The following is a 17,671-nucleotide window of genomic DNA, read 5'->3' on the forward strand; positions in this document are numbered from 1 at the left end:
GATATAGCGCTGCTGTAACGGTTCCAGAATAAGCCAGGGGGACGGCAAAACGTGACACAGTATTTTGATGTATTCAATGGTGATGCGGACGGCATTTGTGCTTTGCACCAGTTGCGTTTGGCACAGCCGCTGGAGGCCACCCTGATTAGCGGGGTGAAGCGCGATATCGGGCTGCTTGCGCAGGTGAGCGCGGCGGCAGGTGATGAGATTACCGTGCTCGATATTGCCATGAGCAAAAACCATGCGGCGCTTGTTGCCCTGCTCGCAACGGGCGCGCATGTGCGCTATTTCGACCACCATATTCCCGGCGACATCCCCCAGCATCCGCATCTGGATGCGTATATCGATACCGACGCCAATGTTTGTACCAGTCTACTGGTGAACCGCTATCTGGGCGGTAGTCAGTTGATCTGGGCGTTGGTTGCAGCGTTTGGCGACAACATGGCCGGCGCCGCGCGTGCAGCGGCCGCCCCGCTGAATTTGAGCGAAGCACAGCTGGATGACCTGCGCAGTCTGGGTGAATGCATCAACTACAACGGCTACGGCGACACACTGGCGGATTTGTTTTACGCGCCGATAGAGCTTTATCGTATCGTGCATACATACACCGATCCATTCGAGCTTATCCAGACTGAACCCGCTTACCAGGTACTGCGTGATGGGTACGCCGAGGACATGGCCCGAGCCCACGCCGTGCAGCCAATTCAAGTTCGCAGTAGCGGTGCCGTTTACTTGTTACCCGATGCGACCTGGAGCCGACGCGTATCCGGTGTGTTCGGTAACCGTCTGGCAACCGATTATCCCGAACGCGCCCATGCCGTGTTGACCCACAAACCCGGTGGCGGCTATGTGGTGAGCGTACGTGCACCGCAGACGACCAAGGCTTGCGCGGGTGTGCTATGCAGTAGCTTTGCCACGGGCGGGGGGCGTCGCGGTGCGGCGGGTATTAACCACCTGCCCGAAGTGGAACTGGAAGTGTTTGTAAATCGCTTTTATACGATATTCGAAAAGAATTGAGGGAGATGCTGTGGAGCAGTTGATCACGCCTTACGGCGGCGAGTTGGTGAATTTGTTGGTGAGCAGCACGCGTGCCCTGGAGCTCAAGCGTGATGCGTTCCACCTGCCGTCACTGGATTTGAACTGGCGTCAACAATGCGATCTGGAATTGTTGCTGAATGGGGGCTATGCGCCGCTTACCGGCTATCTCGGGCAAGCCGATTATCTGAGCGTGCTGCACTCCATGCGCCTTGCCGATGGCCGTGCCTGGGCACTCCCGGTTGTATTGCAAATCCACGAGACGCTGGCGCGCAGCCTGAAACTCGGAGAACCACTGGCATTGCGCGACCCTGAAGGCTTCATGCTGGCAGTGGTCATGGTGAACGAGATCTGGCAGGCGGATATCGAGCTTGAAGCCGAGCAGTTGGGCCGCGCCGCCGATGCCCCGCCAAAATGGTATGTTGGCGGTGCGGTCGAAGGTCTGTCGTTGCCGCTGCGCCACGATTTCATGGCATTGCGTCTCACCCCGGCCGAATTGCGAGCCGGCTTCACGCGGCTTGGCTGGCGCAATGTGATTGCTTATCCCGCGCGTACTCAATTGCAGCGTGCCCAGTACGAGTTTATTTTGCGTGCTGCAGTACAGAATGAGGCCAACCTGCTGATCCATCCCATGGCAGGCGGCGATCCGGTAGAGAGCGCGGATTATTTTGCCTTGGTGCGGAGCTATCAGGCCGTGATCGGCCGTTTTCCTTCGGCCACCAGCCAGTTGGCATTGTCGCCGGTGTATGTCCGCGACGGCGGTGTGCGCGATACCCTCGCGCGCGCCATCATCCAGCGCAATTACGGCTGCTCGCATCTGATTGTGGGCGGTGAACACGACGCACACGGGCAGCATCGGCGTGGTACCGACATCGTGCAGCACGAGGACTATCAGCGCGTCGCCGACCACATCACTGAAATCGGCGTGGGTCTGATCCCGTTTCCGCGCATGGTGTACGTGGAAGAGCGCGCCCAGTTCATGCCTCTGGAAGAACTCCCCAAAGGCGCGCGTGCGCTGACCCTGACCGGCGCAGAAATTCAGCGCAGGTTGCAAGCGGGCGTGAACATTCCGGATTGGTACACCTTCCCCGAAGTATTGGCAGAGATGCGCCGTAGTTACCCGCCGCGTGACCGTCAGGGCTTCACCGTGTTTTTCACCGGCCTGTCCGGAGCGGGAAAATCCACCATCGCGCGTGCACTGGGCACGCGCCTGATGGAAATGGGCGGGCGTTCGGTCACCCTGCTGGATGGCGATATCGTGCGTCGTCATCTGTCAGCTGAGCTTGGCTTCTCGCGCGAGCATCGCAACATCAATGTGCTCCGCATCGGTTACGTGGCGTCGGAAATCACCAAGAACCGCGGTATCGCCATCTGCGCGCCGATTGCACCTTATCGCAATACGCGCCGCGATGTGCGCGCCATGATTGAACCCCTGGGCGGCTTCCTGGAAGTCTTTGTCGCCACGCCTATCGAAACCTGTGAATTGCGCGACCGCAAGGGACTATATGCCAAAGCGCGGGCGGGGTTGATCAAGGAATTCACCGGGGTGTCCGACCCCTATGAGGTTCCCGAGCGGCCAGAGTTGTCGATCGATACCACGGACTTGAGTGTGGACGAAGCGGTGCAGCGGATTTTGCTCAAGCTGGAGCATGAGGGGTATTTGCGTTAATCGGGTAGCGGGTGTGATGTCATACGGGCAATAAAAAACGGCGGCCAAGGCCGCCGTTTTGCTGTCAAGGAATCTGACAGATTAAGCAGCTTGTTTGCGACGACGCGCGGCTGCAAGACCGGCCAAGCCGATGCCGAGAAGTGCCAAGGAAGCGGGTTCGGGGACGGTACCATTACCAACAGAGCCTTTCGGTACGGAGGCAAAGCGCAGGGTGCCGCCAGCAACCAAGTACTCGCCGAAACCATCACCAAAGAAGGTTACCTTGGAGAAGAAGCCGGACGAGTCGATTGCGCCGATGAAATTGTTGTAGCCATCTCCCGCAGGAATCCCGGGGTTGTCATTAGCACTCAGGGCGTTGGCTGGCAAAGTGGCAGCACCCCCGTCAAACGCAATCCACAGACCCGAGCCGGTCGCCGGTACGCCATAGGTGGACACTACATTGGCATCACGGACGGTGCCAGTACAGCAAGTTGCCCAGTCGCCAATTTCAAAGCCAAACGCGTTTACTGGCGAGCTGAAAGTAAAGGTTAAACCAGAGTTAAAACCGGGAATCGGATCAGCGCCTGTAGCGGATGGACTAATGTCCCAGATAGCTCCGGAAAGAATGCCGTAGCTTCCGGATGGAATTGCAGCCGAACCATTACTGGTACGGGTAACCGAGACGGTTGCCGCATTGCCGTTTTTATCAGTGTAGTTGTACGAGCTTTGGCCACTGACGACTTGCGAAGTCGTGACTGTTGACCCGGTGCCTGTGATCACGCTGTCAAAAGCACTGGAAATATTGCTGATCGCGCTGTTGACAATAAGCGGGGCTGCGCTGGCGCTTGCTACCATGAACATGGCCGATGCGGCAAGTGCGCTGGCTAGTACGGTTTTTCTCATAATGTAGCTCCTGAAATTAAAATTAATGGGGTCAGACACGATTACTAGCATTTCCCTAATTGCTATCGTGCTGCTTACGGTCACTGTAAAGCATTACCCATGCCAACAGAGAGGATAGTTATAAAATACCATTTAACTACAGCATGTTAAATATTAACGGTGTGGGCTCCAGCAACTAGTCTGTAAAGTTCCTAAGCGAGACTGTAAAAGTTACTGACAAACTTCTGACGACCAAGTGCGACGCTTCGGGCTTATCGAAGCCCTCACCGCACGCAAGGCAGTCCCCTACCCAATTAGGCAATTTTCAATAGCGATCAAAGATTGCACGTTGGTGTGCTGGTAAATGACACGTCACCAGTATTGGCGTGTTTCCAAGAGAGATTTAATGCAGAAAAAGGAAACGAATGGGAGAGTTGTTGCTTGGGAGGGTACCGAAAATAGAAACGGCGGCCAAGGCCGCCGTTTTGCAGTCAAGTAATCCGACAGGTCAAGCCATCTGTTTGCGACGGCGCATTACACCCAGACCGGCAAGGCCGATACCCAGCAGCGCCAGTGAGGCAGGTTCGGGAACCGAAGAAGAGATAGGCGGTGGACAAGTCGGATTGCACGTCCCTGCCACATTGTCCAGGAAGAGGGCCGAATCCAGAATTGTGTCCTTGTCATTTGTAGTAACAAATGCGATTTTATACGCGCCAGTCTGTGTCAGGGTTTTGCTATAGGTTTGCCAGCCTGAATGGCCAGAAGTGCCAACAGCAATACCTAGACCGTGAATGCTGGCCAGCACGTCGATCACGGGCGTCCCGTCCGGGTTGATGATGATCGCAAAGGACGGGTCGTTGTAAGGAATATAGTCGCGCGCTACATAATCCCAAGCCATCCCAATGCTGTCACCACTGTTGGCGTTGAAACCTTGATAGATCGCTGCTCCGTCCGTCAGGGAACCGCCACTCGAATTGGTGTTGTATGCATTAAGTGAGCCGCTAGCGAGGCCCAAAGCGGCCTCAATGCTGGATATCCCGGCACCATTGCTATTGAGTTGGGCCATTGTGGTGCCGGCGGCACCGATAGTCCAGACTGTACCGTCATACGTCGTCACACTTGTGGACGGGGTCGCAAAGACACTCCCTAGGGCTGTCCAGCCGCTTAGGGTGCCAGTTTCGAAATTTTGGTTCGCTAGCGAGATAACCGTAGCAGATGCGCTCCCTGCCGCAAACATACAAGTTGCCAATGCAACCGAAGCGGCCAGATTGTAAATTTTCAGATTTTTCATGACAAACTCCCTGCCAAATTATTAAAAGAATTAATTTTGAGTCAGGCACGAATTGCGTTGTGCAGCTCTCGCTTATACGTCAAGCATTATTCATGCCTCAATTAATTAGAAATTAAATCTTGTTTAACTACATAATGTTAATGGTTAACAATGTTAGCTCCAGTTGCTATTCTGGCAAGTATCCACGCGAGACTGTAAAAACTCCTGACAAATCCCTGACGCTCAAACGCGGCGCTTATGGCTGATCAAAGACCCCGCCAGCATTCCCGCCAAACTCATCAGCAAGCCCAATAATTGCGGCGGCCACAGGCCGTCCGGGTGGAAGATTTCCAGCAGCAGCCACGACGACACGCCCAGCGCGATGGCGAATAGCGCGCCCTGGGTGTTGGCACGTTTCCAGTACAGGCCGAACACCAGCGGGACGAAGGCTGCTACCAGGGTGACCTTGTAGGCGTTCTCTACCATCTTGTAGATGCTGGCGTTGGAGTTGAGCGCGAATAGCGTGACGATGCAGGCAAAGCCGACCACTACGGCACGCATTGCCCACAGCAGGTGGCGGTCGCTGAGATGGTCGATAAAGGGTTTGATGATGTTCTCTGTAAAAGTTACCGACGGCGCCAGCAAGGTGCCGCTGGCGGTGCTCATGATCGCGGACAGCAGCGCGCCGAAGAACATGACCTGGGCGAACACCGGCGTGTGGTTGAGGATCAGGTCGGGCAGGATGTGCTGCGGGTCTGTGCCCAGCAGTGCGTTGACCGAAGCCGGGTCAATCAGCAGTGCGGAGTAGGCCAGGAAGATGGGGATAAAGGCGAACAGGAAATACAGGCTGCCGCCCAGCACCGCCCCCGTCACCGCGATGTTTTCCGATTTGGCCGACATCACGCGCTGGAATACGTCCTGTTGCGGAATCGAGCCGAACATCATAGTCACCCAGGCGGCGACGAAAGCCAGTATGTCGCGCGTTTCCAGCCTGGGCCAGAACTGGAATTTGCCCGCCTCCTGCGCGTGGCTGACCACGTTGCCGGCGCCGCCAGCGTAGCCGCTTACCACCCAGCCGATGTAAAGCATGCCGACAACGATGATGATCATCTGGAAAAAATCGGTGAGGGCCACCGACCACATGCCGCCGAACAGGGTGTACACCAGCACGATGCCGGCGCCGATGATCATGCCGTCGTGCGCGCTGATGCTGCCGTGGCTGAGCAGCGAGAACACCAGCCCCAATGCGGTGATCTGCGCCGAAACCCAGCCCAGGTAAGACGCCACAATCGCCAGACTGGTCAGCAGTTCGACCGTCCTGCCATACCGCTGGCGGTAATAATCGCCGATGGTGAGCAGGTTCATGCGGTACAGCTTGCGTGCAAAAAACAGTCCGACCAGCACCAGACACATGCTGGCGCCGAACGGGTCGGCGACGATACCTCTGAGGCCATCCTGCAGGAAGGTGGCGGAGGTGCCGAGCACCGTTTCCGAGCCGAACCAGGTGGCAAACACGGTGGCGGTGACGATATACAGCGGCAGCGAGCGTCCGGCGACGGCATAGTCCTTGGCGCTATGCACGCGGGTTGCGGCGTACAGGCCGATGCCGATGGAGATGAGTAGGTACAGCATTACAAACCAGATCAGCATGACGTTAATTCCGCGCTCAGTTTAATGCGATAACAGGATATAACCGACCAGAGCGGCCAAAATAACAAGCAGCAGCGTGATAACGGCCAGAAGATTGCCCAAACGGATCTGTACCTTGGCCAGTTGGTGCGAGAGCGCTTCAATGGAGCTATCGCCGCGCGAAAGATAGGCGTGTGCGAGCCGAGGCAGTTGCGGCAGCAACACGGCCCAGCGCGGCCCTTCCTGACGTAATGCTTTGATCGCACCGCGCCAGCCGATCTGCTCGCTCATCCAGCGTTCCAGAAACGGTTTGGCGGTTTTCCACAAATCCAGGTCAGGGTCGAGCTGGCGCCCCAGGCCTTCGATGTTGAGCAGGGTTTTCTGTAGCAGCACCAACTGCGGCTGGATTTCCATATTGAAACGGCGCGAGGTCTGGAACAGACGCAGCAGCACCTTGCCGAAGGAGATTTCCTTCAATGGCCGGTCGAATACCGGCTCGCACACAGCGCGGATGGCGGCTTCGAATTCGTCCACGCGGGTGTCGGAGGGGGTCCAGCCTGCGTCCACATGAGCCTGTGCCACGGCACGATAGTCGCGCTGGAAAAATGCCAGAAAGTTTTGCGCCAGATAGTTTTTATCGACTTCGGTGAGCGTGCCCATAATGCCGAAATCAAGCGCGATATATTGTCCGCGCGCATTGACCTGGATATTGCCGGGATGCATGTCGGCATGGAAAAAGGCGTCACGAAATACCTGGGTGAAAAAGATTTCCACCCCTGCCATAGCGAGCTTGGGGATGACCACGCCCATCGCGCGCAGCGTGTCGATCTGGCTGATGGGCACGCCTTTCATGCGCTCCATCACCATCACCTCGGGCTCGCAATAATCCCAATAAACTTCCGGCACGATGAGCAGCTCGGAGTCTTCGAAATTGCGCCGCAACTGCGAGCAGTTGGAGGCCTCGCGCATCAGGTCGAGCTCGTCGGTGAGGGTTTTGCGGAACTCCCCCACCACTTCGCGCGGGTGCAGGCGCGGGCCATCGGCGAAGAGTTTTTCCACCAGCAGGGCGCCGGCTTCCAGCAGGCCGAGGTCGTGCTCGATCACCGCGCCGATGCCGGGACGCAGCACTTTGACGGCGGCCTCGGTGCCGTCCTGCAACACTGCAAAATGCACCTGCGCCATAGAGGCGCTCGCCACCGGCTCGGCCTCGAATTGCGCGAACACCTGCTCCACCGGCCTGCCGTAGACGCGTTGCAAAGTAGTGCGGACCTCCTCGGCAGGGAAGGGCGGCACACGGTCCTGCAGGCGCGCCAGTTCATCGGCAATGTCCGGCGGCATCAGGTCGCGGCGGGTGGACAGCATCTGGCCGAATTTAACGAAAATCGGACCGAGCGCTTCCAGCGCGCGGCGCAGCCGCACCGCGCGCGGTTCGGACAGGTTGCGCCAGAACAACGTGGTTTTGACCAGCCAGCGCAGTGCACGTACGCGCTCGTGGCCGAGAAAAAACTCGTCCAGGCCAAAGCGCAGCGCGACCCAGATGATGGTAATCAGTCGTAAAATTCGCATTAGTTTACGTTGCGGCGCGCGGCGAACAGTTGCAAGCGTTTTTCCAGACGCGCGGTGTCGTCACGCACTGCATCGACGTCATCAATAAAAGTAGCGATGTGACGGCGTTTAGCGAGCAGCGGGCGTTCCTCGGTGGCATATTCGACCAGTGATTGTTGCGCGCTATCCATGGCGTGACGTTGCCACGCATGCAGGCTGCGTGCGCTATGCACAAGGCGATGTGCGGCAACGTCGCCCACCACACGCGCCATATCCGCCTCCGCATCCCAATCCAGTTCTCGGAAAATGCTGCCCAGGGTCGCGGCAAACTGCGCATCACCATCAATGACCACGTTGCGGAACGCTGCCGGATCTTTCATTGCCAGGCGTGCCGCCTGCACTGGGCTAAGCTCGATATGGGCGTCGGGCGCTGCGTCGGCCTCGGCCGCAGCGAACGTACCCGCTGCTGTGACTGTCAGAGTGAGGCGTAGCGGGAATAGCTTGATGCTGACGGTATGGCCGGCCCAGGCCAGCAGGCGCTGGCGCGCCCAAGGTGCACCGTGCAACAGGTGGTTGAGCAGCGGCAAGCCCGCACTGGCAGCCAGGCTGGATAGCATTAAAACTTGTAGCCTTTGTGCAAGGCGACCACACCGCCGCTCAGGTTGTAGTAGTCAACTTTGGCAAATCCGGCGTGTTCCATCATGGCCTTGAGTTCCTCCTGACCAGGATGCATGCGGATGGATTCAGCCAGATATTGGTAGCTGTCTACGTCTTTGGCGACCAGCTTGCCCATGAACGGCAGCAGCTTGAACGAGTAGGCGTCGTAAAGCGGCGCCAGCGGTTTCCATATCTTGGAGAATTCCAGCACAAGCAGCCGTCCGCCCGGGCGCAGCACACGATACATGTCGGCCAGCGCGAGGTCTTTGTGGGTCATGTTGCGCAGACCGAACGCTACGCTTACGCAGTCGAAATAGTTGTCCGGGAACGGCAGTTTTTCGCCGTCGCACTGTGCCACCGGTACCGCCTGTCCTTCGTCCAGCATGCGGTCGCGCCCCACGCTGAGCATCGAACTGTTGATGTCGGTGAGCCAGACCTGGCCTGAACTACCCACTTTTTTCAAAAATAGCCGGGTAAGGTCGGCGGTACCGCCTGCCACGTCAAGTACGCGATTGCCTGGCCTGACGCCTGAAGTCTCGACAGTGAAACGCTTCCAGGCCCGATGCAGCCCAACCGACATCAGGTCGTTCATGACGTCGTAACGCTGCGCGACGGAATGAAAAACATCGGCGACCTTGGTGGCCTTATCGGATTCGGCAACCGTCTTGAAACCAAAGTGGGTGGAGTTGTCCATGGCGCGAAAACAATCAGAGAAAACAGCCAGAATCATAACCGACACGGGGGTGAAACAAAAGGCGATGCGTTATCCGGTATTGTCACGAGTTTGTCACAGAGCTGTCATAACATGCATTACTATTGAATAATCAAATGGGAGCGAACATGGCTGCGACGATATTGCTGGTGGAGGACGAGCCCGGAATTCAAGAACTGGTAAAATTCAATCTGACACAGGCCGGTCATAGCGTGCTGTGCGCGGATTCGGCCGAGATGGCGACAGGTATGGTGAAGCACAGCTTGCCTGATCTGGTGCTGCTGGACTGGATGCTACCCGGCATGAGCGGGATCGACCTCGCCCGAAAATTTCGCGCGGACGGGCGCATGAAAAATGTGCCCATCATCATGCTCACTGCCCGTGGCGAAGAGCGCGACAAAGTGCTCGGCCTGGAAACCGGCGCCGACGACTACATTACCAAGCCGTTTTCACCGCGCGAATTGTCGGCGCGTATCAAGGCCGTGTTGCGCCGCCGCGCGCCGCAGATGACCGAGGACAAAGTGGAGATACGGGGGCTGAGCCTGGATCCGGTGAGTCATCGCGTCACCGGCAACGGAACCCCGGTAGAACTGGGCCCGACCGAATTTCGCCTGTTGCACTTTTTGATGACCCATCCGGAACGCGTGTACTCGCGTTCACAGTTGCTCGATCAGGTATGGGGCGACCATGTGTTTGTGGAGGAGCGCACTGTGGATGTTCATATCCGCCGTTTGCGTCTGGCATTGGAGCCTACCCGGCATGAAACCTTGATCGATACGGTGCGCGGGGCAGGCTATCGCCTGTCAGCGCAGCCTGCGTGATTTTATTGCACGCCCTGCCGTACATGATTTCAAGCATAATTAACCCCCTTTAAGCGGCGGGGATCCCCTTGTTTGATTTCTGGTGGCGTCCAGCCCTGATGCTGGGCGGAATCCTTTTTGCAGCCTTGCTGGCTGCGCTATTATTCAACGTATCGACGGGTATTGCCCTGCTCGTGCTGGGCGTGCTCGGTTATCTGGTGTACAACTTGCGGCAGATGGCTGCGTTGATCCGCTGGCTGGAGCGGGGAGAACGCGGCGGTATCCCCCGGGCGTATGGCGCGTGGGATGATATCTTCTACGGCCTGGAGCGCCTGCTGCGCCGGCAAAAACGCAGCACCACCAAATTGTCTGCGCTGCTCGATCGTTTCGAGCATGCCGCACAGGCCATCCCGGACGGTATCGTAATGCTGAACGATACTGATCAGATCGATTGGTTCAACCCTGCAGCCAGCAAGCATTTCAGCCTGGATAATGCGGCCGACCGCGGTCAGTTCATTGGCTACCTGATTCGGCAGGCCCCGTTTCATGAATATCTGGCGGGACACGATTACAGCGAACCACTCATCATGAAATCGCCTGCCAGTCGCGATGTGACGCTATCGGTTCAACTGGTGCCGTTTGGCGACAAGCGCAAGATGCTGATTTCCAGAGACATTACACAGATCGAACTGGTCGACTCGATGCGCCGTGATTTTGTCGCCAACGTGTCGCACGAACTGCGCACACCGCTCACCGTGGTAGGTGGTTTCCTGGAAACCTTCGCCGACATGGAGCACATCAATCCGGTGGATTTCCGCCGCTACAGCGATTTGATGCAGCAACAGACCGAGCGCATGCGCATGCTGGTGGAAGATCTGCTTACCCTGTCGCGCCTGGAGAGTCCGCAAAACCGTCTGCAGGAAACACCCATCAATGTGCCCGCGCTGGCGCAGTCATTATTTCAGGATGCACAGAGCCTGAGCGGCGAACGCCACCATATCGAGCTGTTCATCGATATTGACCGCTGGGTTATGGGTAACCCCGACGAACTGCGCAGCGCTTTCGGCAATCTGGTCAGCAATGCGGTGCGTTATACCCCCAAGGATGGCAATATCACCTTGCGCTGGGCTGCGCGCGGCGGTGAAGTATGTTTCAGCGTGACCGATACCGGAGACGGTATTGAACCGCACCATATCCCGCGCCTTACCGAGCGCTTCTATCGAGTCGACCGTGGCCGCTCGCGTGAAACGGGTGGCACCGGTCTTGGTCTGGCTATCGTCAAGCATGTGCTTACCCGCCATCAGGCGCGCCTGATGATTGACAGCCAGGTTGGTAAAGGCAGCTGTTTTGCTGCGTGTTTTCCATCCAGTCGAGTGATGGCGCCGCCAGCGGCTTGATGGTTGTTTTCCCGCGCTGCCAGCGGGGGGTGTTTTGGCCGGTTACAGACGCTGCGCCAAAGCGGATTTCAAAATGCCGGCGATCAGATTGAGTTGGCCCTGTGGACGCGACTCGCGTTGCGGCACCCCCCAGATCGGGTTGGGAAAATGACGGTCGCTGGTAAAGCGCGGAATGACGTGCCAATGCAGGTGCGGTGTCATGTTACCCAGACTGGCGAGATTGATCTTGGCGGGCTTGAGCGTTTCGCGCAGCGCGGATTCGGTAGCAAGCACCACGCGTAACAGCCGCAGCTGCTGCGCTTCGGTAAGGTCGGTCATTTCCTTGACATGGGCATTCAGGATCACCCGGCAAAAGCCGGGATAGTCCACGTCGTCGATCAGTACCACACGGCAAAAATCATCGCGCCACAACAACTCGCCACCAGGCTGGGTGCATAGCTCGCAATTTTCCATTGTATTCATTCCTGAGTAGTAATTCCAATTCGCAATAAAAACGATAACCGCGTTGGCTTCGTCTTCGGCTCCTAGCCGTACTGATTGTACTGTCTTCGTCGCCTCATCCTCGCCGCCTTGATCTCCTTTCTATTGCGAATTGGAATAAGCGGAGGCGCCTGCCGGGCGAGTTAGTATCTGGCGTGTCAACCATATCCGGCCGGTTTGCGTTCTCTTGTAGGGCCATAATCCCCATGTACGGACAGGTTGAATATTTTTATCATTTTACGCTTTGGAGGCACATGAACGCAGCATCCGGTCTCGAAAAAAACGCACTGGGTCTGGCGGAATCCACCATCATGGGTGTGGCGGGTACCGCGCCGGTATTTTCCATTGCCGCCACCAGCGCGACGCTGATCGCTGCGGTAGGCATCCTGTCGCCAGCCAGCCTGTTGTATTGTGGGCTGATCATGTTCGGCGTGACGTTTGCCTATATGTATCTGAACCGCCTGGATACCAATGCCGGCGCGTCCTATGCCTGGCTCAGCAGTGTCTTTAATCCGATACTGGGATTTCTTTCCGGTTGGGCACTGCTGGTTGCATCGGCCGTGTTCATGGTATCCGGTACCATCCCCGCAGCCACTGCCACATTGGCGCTGCTCGCGCCCAATCTGGCAAACAGCACGGGCAGCGTAACGCTGGTTGCTGCTGCCTGGCTGGTGGTGGTTAGCGCCGTGATTATCAAAGGCATCAAACTGACCAGCTATGTGCAGGTGGTGATGACGCTGGTGGAACTGGGCATCGTGCTGGTTATTTTAATCGCGGCGTGGCTGCAATACGGTGGCCACCCCGCGCATCATCTATCGCTGACATCATTCAGCCCGGCTGGCTTCACTCCCCACCTTTTCACCCTGGGCGCATTGACGGCGCTATTCTTTTTTTGGGGCTGGGACGTGACCGTCAATCTCAATGAAGAAACGCGCAATGGTTCACGGGTGGCGGGACTGAGTTCGCTGCTGGCCATGCTGGTGGTGCTGGCGCTGTTTATCCTGTTTGCCATGGCAACACTCCTGGTGTTGAGCGATCAGGAAATCCAGGCATCGGGCACGAATGTGGTGCTTGCCATTGCCGAAAAACTGTTTCCCAAACCCTGGAGCTACATAGCGGTGCTGGCGGTCATGTTGAGTACCGTGGGCACGCTGGAAACTTCCATACTGCAGTTCAGCCGTACGCTGTTCGCGCAAAGCCGCGACTACATGCTGCACCCGCGTTATGCGCGTCTGCATCCGTCCTGGAATACGCCGTGGATAGCCACCCTGGTGATTGCCGGTTTTGGCCTGTTGCTGCTGTTGCTGGCTTCGGGCATACCCAGCGTCAACCAGATCATTCAGGATTCGGTCAATGCCATCGGCTTTCAGGCGGCTTTTTATTACGGGCTGGCGTGTTTTGCGTGCGCCTGGCATGTGTGGAGCAATCAGCCAAAAAATGCTTACAACCTGACCTTCCTGGTGTTCTGGCCATTAACCAGCGCAGGCTTTCTCTGGTTTGTCGGGATAGACAGTCTGCCGGCTTTCAATACCACCAGCAGAGTGGTGGCGGTGGGTGGCATACTGCTTGGCCTGATACCGCTCTGGCTCAATCGTCACCTGCGCAGGGCTGCGCTTGCCACGCAGTCCTGACACCGCCGGATCAGGATTACAGCAACACCCGTTCGATGCCGCCGTTGCTGGCTTTCTCTATGTAACTCTCCATCCAGTCCGGCCCCAGCAGGTGTCTGGCCATTTCCACCACGATGTAGTCTGCCGAGGTGGCAGCGTCGTCATCGTAGCGGGACAAGCCCTGCAGGCACGACGGACATGAGGTGAGGATTTTCACCGCAGCAGCTTCACCCGATTCGGTGCGCAGTTGTCCGGCCACCTTGCGGATTTCTTCTTCCTTGCGGAAGCGGATTTGAGTGGAAATATCCGGGCGCGACACCGCCAGCGTGCCGGATTCGCCACAGCAGCGCTCGCTCAGCTTCACCTCTTCACCCATTAACTGGTTCACTACTTTCAGCGGCTGATAGGTCTTCATCGGCGTGTGGCACGGGTCGTGGTACATGTAGCGCGTGCCGTTCACGCCTTCCAGTTTTACACCCTTCTCCAGCAGGTATTCGTGGATGTCCAGCAAGCGGCAACCGGGGAAGATTTTCTCGAACTGGTACTTCAGCAACTGATCCATGCAGGTGCCGCAGGACACGATCACGGTCTTGATGTCGAGGTAGTTGAGGGTATTGGCCACACGATGGAACAGTACGCGGTTTTCCGTGGTGATGGCGTCGCCCTTGTCCGCCTGCCCGCTGGAGGTCTGTGGATATCCGCAGCACAGATAGCCGGGCGGCAACACGGTTTGCGTGCCGAGTTCGAACAGCATGGCCTGCGTCGCCAGTCCCACTTGCGAGAACAGCCGCTCCGAGCCGCAACCCGGGAAGTAGAACACCGCGTCGGAATCCTCGCTGAGTTTGGCCGGGTTGCGGATTACCGGCACGATGCTGGCGTCTTCCAGTCCCAGTAGCGCGCGCGAGGTTTTTTTGGGCAGGCCGCCAGGCATGGGTTTGTTGATAAAGTGGATGACCTGTGCACGAACCGGGGCGGTGCCCAGAGTGGAGGGGGGATGGCTGGTTTGTGTCTTGATCAGGCCAAGTTTTTTCGCGCCCTGGTAAGCCCAGCGCTGCGCCTGATAACCCCAGGCTATCATCACCTTGCGGGTGAGTTTGATGGTAGCCGGATCGGTGGCGTTGAGGAAGAACATCGACGCCGTCGTGCCGGGGTTGAACTTTTTCTTGCCCTGCTTGCGCAGGAAGTTGCGCATGGCGATGGAAACGTCGCCGAAGTCGATGTTGACCGGGCAAGGGTTCAGGCACTTGTGGCATACGGTGCAGTGGTCGGCCACATCGCCGAATTCGTCGAAGTGCTGGATGGAAACGCCGCGCCGGGTCTGCTCTTCATACAGGAAAGCCTCGATCAGCAGCGAAGTCGCAAGAATCTTGTTGCGCGGGCTATACAGCAGATTGGCGCGCGGAATATGCGTGTTGCATACCGGCTTGCACTTGCCGCAGCGCAGGCAGTCCTTGATCGAGTCGGCGATCTCACCGATCTCGGATTGCTCCATGATCAGCGACTCGGTTTCCAGCAGCGAGAAGCTGGGAGTGTAAGCGTTGCGAAGATCCGCGCCGGGCATCAGCTTGCCCTTGTTGAAGCGGCCTTCCGGATCAATTTTGTGCTTGTAGCGCACGAAACTCTGGATCGCTTCGTCTTCCAGATATTCCAGCTTGGTGAGACCGATGCCGTGCTCGCCCGAAATCACGCCGCCCAGGTCCCGCGCCAGATGCATGATGCGCGCCACAGCGGCGTTGGCTTCCTGCAACATGGTGTAGTCGTCGGAATTGACCGGCAGGTTGGTGTGCACGTTGCCGTCTCCGGCATGCATGTGCAGCGCCACGAACACGCGGCTTTTCAGGATTTGTTTGTGCAGGCGGTCGCTGGCATCCAGTATCGGCTGGTATTCGCGGCCGACAAAAATGCGCTGCAGTTCCTTGCGCACTTCGCGTTTCCACGACACGCGCAGGGTGTGGTCCTGCAAGGCCTGGAACACCGTGGCGTGACCGTTGGATGCGACCAGATCGGTATTGATGATGGCGAGACCCGCGCTGGCGGGCGGCGCGTCCAGATGGTCCAGCAGCCAGCGCCAGCGCATACGGGTTTTTTCCAGCAAGGCCAGCGCGCGGCTGCGGCGTTCCTCGGTCATTTGCGAGTCGGCCACCGTATCCTCATCCTGGAACAGCGGCAGTTCGGCGCGGAAAAACGGTTCCAGTGCATCCAGCAATTTCAGCTTGTTGGCAATGGAAAGCTCGATGTTGATGCGTTCCACGCCGTCGGAATAATCCGCCAGCCGGTGCAGCGGAATCACCACGTCCTCGTTGATCTTGAAGGCGTTGGTGTGGGCGGCGATGGCGGCGGTGCGGGCGCGATCCAGCCAGAATTTCTTGCGCGCTTCGGCAGTCACGGCGATGAAACCCTCGCCGCCGCGCGTATTGGCGAGCTGGACAATGTGCGAAGCCGCTTCGCCGCAAGCGGCCTCGTCATCCGACACCACGTCGGCCAGCAGGATCATTTTCGGGCGTTCGTGGCGGTGGGCCTTGGTGGCGTAGCCGACTGCCTTGATGTAACGCGCGTCCAGATGTTCCAGTCCGGCGAGGATGGCGTGAGGGTGGGCGTCCAGATAATTTTTGACTTCGACGATGGCAGGCACGGCATCGCGCACCTGGCCGAAAAACTCCAGGCACACCGTGCGCGTGAAAGCGGGCAGCTTGTGCAGGATGAAGCGGGCGGAAGTGATGATGCCGTCGCAGCCTTCCTTCTGGATGCCGGGCAGACCGGCCAGGAACTTGTCGGTGACGTCCTTGCCCAGCCCCACCTTGCGGAAGTGCTGGCCGGGGATTTCCAGGATTTCCGGTCTGGCGATCTCGGCTGTGCCGTCAATGTCGTAGCGCCGGATCTCGAAACGCGCCGTCGCGGCATCGTGAATCTTGCCCAGGTTGTGATCGAGGCGGGTGACTTCCAGCCATTCCGCATCCGGTGTCACCATGCGCCACGACACCAGATTGTCCAGCGCCGTGCCCCACAGCACGGCCTTCTTGCCGCCGGCGTTCATCGCCACGTTGCCGCCGATGCAGGAGGCGTCGGCCGAGGTCGGGTCGACCGCGAACACGAAGCCCGCCGCATCCGCCGCATCCATCACCCGCCGTGTCACCACCCCGGCGCCGCAGTGGAGGGTGGCGTAGTCACGATCCACGCCGGGCAGGCGCGTCATTTCGACCGTGGACAAAGCCTCCAGTTTTTCCGTGTTGATGACAGCAGAATCAGGCGTGAGCGGAATCGCGCCGCCGGTGTAGCCGGTGCCGCCGCCGCGCGGGATGATGGTCAGCCCCAGTTCGATGCAGCCTTTGACCAGATGGGCGATTTCCGCTTCGCTGTCCGGGTTGAGAACAACGAAGGGATATTCCACGCGCCAGTCGGTGGCGTCGGTGACGTGGGAAACGCGTGCCAGGCCGTCGAACTGGATGTTGTCCTTGCGCGTGTGGCGGCTCAGTTTTTTCAGTGTGTCGCGGCGCAACTGGCGCGTATGGGCAAAATCCGACTGGAAATTGGCCACGGCCCGGCGTGCGGCGTCCAGCAGCGGCGCAACCAGTGGATTGTCCTGCCGGCGCATGTCGATTTCATTCAAGCGATGATTCAGCGCATCGATCAATGCCGCCTGGCGTTTGGGGTTGGCAAGCAGGTCATCCTGCAAATAGGGGTTGCGCGACACCACCCAGATATCGCCCAGTACCTCGAATAGCATGCGCGCCGAGCGTCCGGTACGGCGTTCGCCGCGCAATTGGTTGAGGATCTCCCAGGCTTCTTTTCCCAGCAGACGGATGACAATTTCGCGGTCGGAAAACGAAGTGTAGTTGTAGGGAATTTCGCGAAGGCGGGGGGTATCCATGAGCAGCACGGCGATTGCTAAAGCGCCATTTTATCAGTAACCAGGCGGCCAAATAACCCTTTACTTTTTCCGGCTTTCTTAAAGTTACGCGTGGCTTGGCTGCGCTTTCTTCCAGACGGAGATATGAAACTATTCGAA

At 58.0% G+C, this 17,671-nt stretch carries 13 protein-coding genes; 5 read left to right on the forward strand and 8 right to left on the reverse strand.

Annotated elements, in window-relative coordinates:
- Positions 1-51: 51 nt before the first annotated feature.
- Both EI185_RS05735 and EI185_RS05740 read left to right on the forward strand, forming a co-directional pair.
- Positions 52-1,017: an acetyltransferase gene (locus EI185_RS05735; RefSeq protein WP_124704176.1), complete on the forward strand. Its 966-nt coding sequence runs from the start codon at positions 52-54 to the stop codon at positions 1,015-1,017.
- Between the two features lie 10 nt (positions 1,018-1,027).
- Complete coding sequence (locus EI185_RS05740) at positions 1,028-2,704, forward strand: bifunctional sulfate adenylyltransferase/adenylylsulfate kinase (protein ID WP_124704177.1); 1,677 nt, start codon at positions 1,028-1,030, stop codon at positions 2,702-2,704.
- Between the two features lie 81 nt (positions 2,705-2,785).
- Here the strand turns inward: EI185_RS05740 and EI185_RS05745 are convergent, their stop codons facing one another.
- From EI185_RS05745 to ubiE, 6 genes are all read right to left on the reverse strand, one after another.
- Positions 2,786-3,586, reverse strand: coding sequence for a PEP-CTERM sorting domain-containing protein (locus tag EI185_RS05745; RefSeq protein ID WP_124704178.1), 801 nt, complete (start codon positions 3,584-3,586; stop codon positions 2,786-2,788).
- Positions 3,587-4,073: 487 nt separating this feature from the next.
- Positions 4,074-4,856: a PEP-CTERM sorting domain-containing protein gene (locus tag EI185_RS05750; RefSeq protein WP_124704179.1), complete on the reverse strand. Its 783-nt coding sequence runs from the start codon at positions 4,854-4,856 to the stop codon at positions 4,074-4,076.
- A 222-nt stretch (positions 4,857-5,078) separates the two neighbouring features.
- The gene (locus EI185_RS05755; protein WP_223247696.1) at positions 5,079-6,485 is read right to left on the reverse strand and encodes a high affinity choline transporter 1; all 1,407 of its coding nucleotides are present in this window, start codon (positions 6,483-6,485) and stop codon (positions 5,079-5,081) included.
- Between the two features lie 21 nt (positions 6,486-6,506).
- The gene (gene ubiB / locus EI185_RS05760) at positions 6,507-8,030 is read right to left on the reverse strand and encodes a ubiquinone biosynthesis regulatory protein kinase UbiB (RefSeq protein WP_124704181.1); all 1,524 of its coding nucleotides are present in this window, start codon (positions 8,028-8,030) and stop codon (positions 6,507-6,509) included.
- The gene (locus tag EI185_RS05765) at positions 8,030-8,626 is read right to left on the reverse strand and encodes a ubiquinone biosynthesis accessory factor UbiJ (RefSeq protein WP_124704182.1); all 597 of its coding nucleotides are present in this window, start codon (positions 8,624-8,626) and stop codon (positions 8,030-8,032) included. The genes ubiB and EI185_RS05765 overlap by 1 nt, the downstream gene beginning before the upstream one ends.
- Positions 8,626-9,360, reverse strand: a complete 735-nt coding sequence (gene ubiE / locus EI185_RS05770; RefSeq protein WP_124704183.1) for a bifunctional demethylmenaquinone methyltransferase/2-methoxy-6-polyprenyl-1,4-benzoquinol methylase UbiE — start codon at positions 9,358-9,360, stop codon at positions 8,626-8,628. Before ubiE ends, EI185_RS05765 begins: the two co-directional genes overlap by 1 nt.
- A 146-nt stretch (positions 9,361-9,506) precedes the next feature.
- Between ubiE and phoB the strand changes: the two genes are divergently transcribed.
- Positions 9,507-10,199 carry a phosphate regulon transcriptional regulator PhoB gene (gene phoB / locus EI185_RS05775; protein WP_124704184.1) on the forward strand — a complete coding sequence of 231 codons (693 nt, stop codon included), beginning with the start codon at positions 9,507-9,509 and terminating at the stop codon, positions 10,197-10,199.
- 68 nt (positions 10,200-10,267) lie between these two features.
- Positions 10,268-11,575 carry a phosphate regulon sensor histidine kinase PhoR gene (gene phoR, locus EI185_RS05780; protein WP_124704185.1) on the forward strand — a complete coding sequence of 436 codons (1,308 nt, stop codon included), beginning with the start codon at positions 10,268-10,270 and terminating at the stop codon, positions 11,573-11,575.
- Between the two features lie 42 nt (positions 11,576-11,617).
- Here phoR and EI185_RS05785 read toward each other — a convergent pair whose 3' ends face one another.
- Positions 11,618-12,028 carry an HIT family protein gene (locus EI185_RS05785; protein ID WP_124704266.1) on the reverse strand — a complete coding sequence of 137 codons (411 nt, stop codon included), beginning with the start codon at positions 12,026-12,028 and terminating at the stop codon, positions 11,618-11,620.
- Between the two features lie 281 nt (positions 12,029-12,309).
- Here EI185_RS05785 and EI185_RS05790 point away from each other — a divergent pair, with 281 nt between their 5' ends.
- Positions 12,310-13,686, forward strand: coding sequence for an APC family permease (locus EI185_RS05790; RefSeq protein ID WP_223247697.1), 1,377 nt, complete (start codon positions 12,310-12,312; stop codon positions 13,684-13,686).
- Between the two features lie 16 nt (positions 13,687-13,702).
- Here EI185_RS05790 and EI185_RS05795 read toward each other — a convergent pair whose 3' ends face one another.
- Entirely contained in the window at positions 13,703-17,533 is a 3,831-nt protein-coding gene (locus EI185_RS05795; RefSeq protein ID WP_124704186.1) for a DUF3683 domain-containing protein, read from the reverse strand.
- Positions 17,534-17,671 lie beyond the last annotated feature (138 nt).

Source organism: Sulfuriferula multivorans, assembly GCF_003851125.1.
GTDB classification, from domain to species: domain Bacteria; phylum Pseudomonadota; class Gammaproteobacteria; order Burkholderiales; family Sulfuriferulaceae; genus Sulfuriferula; species Sulfuriferula multivorans.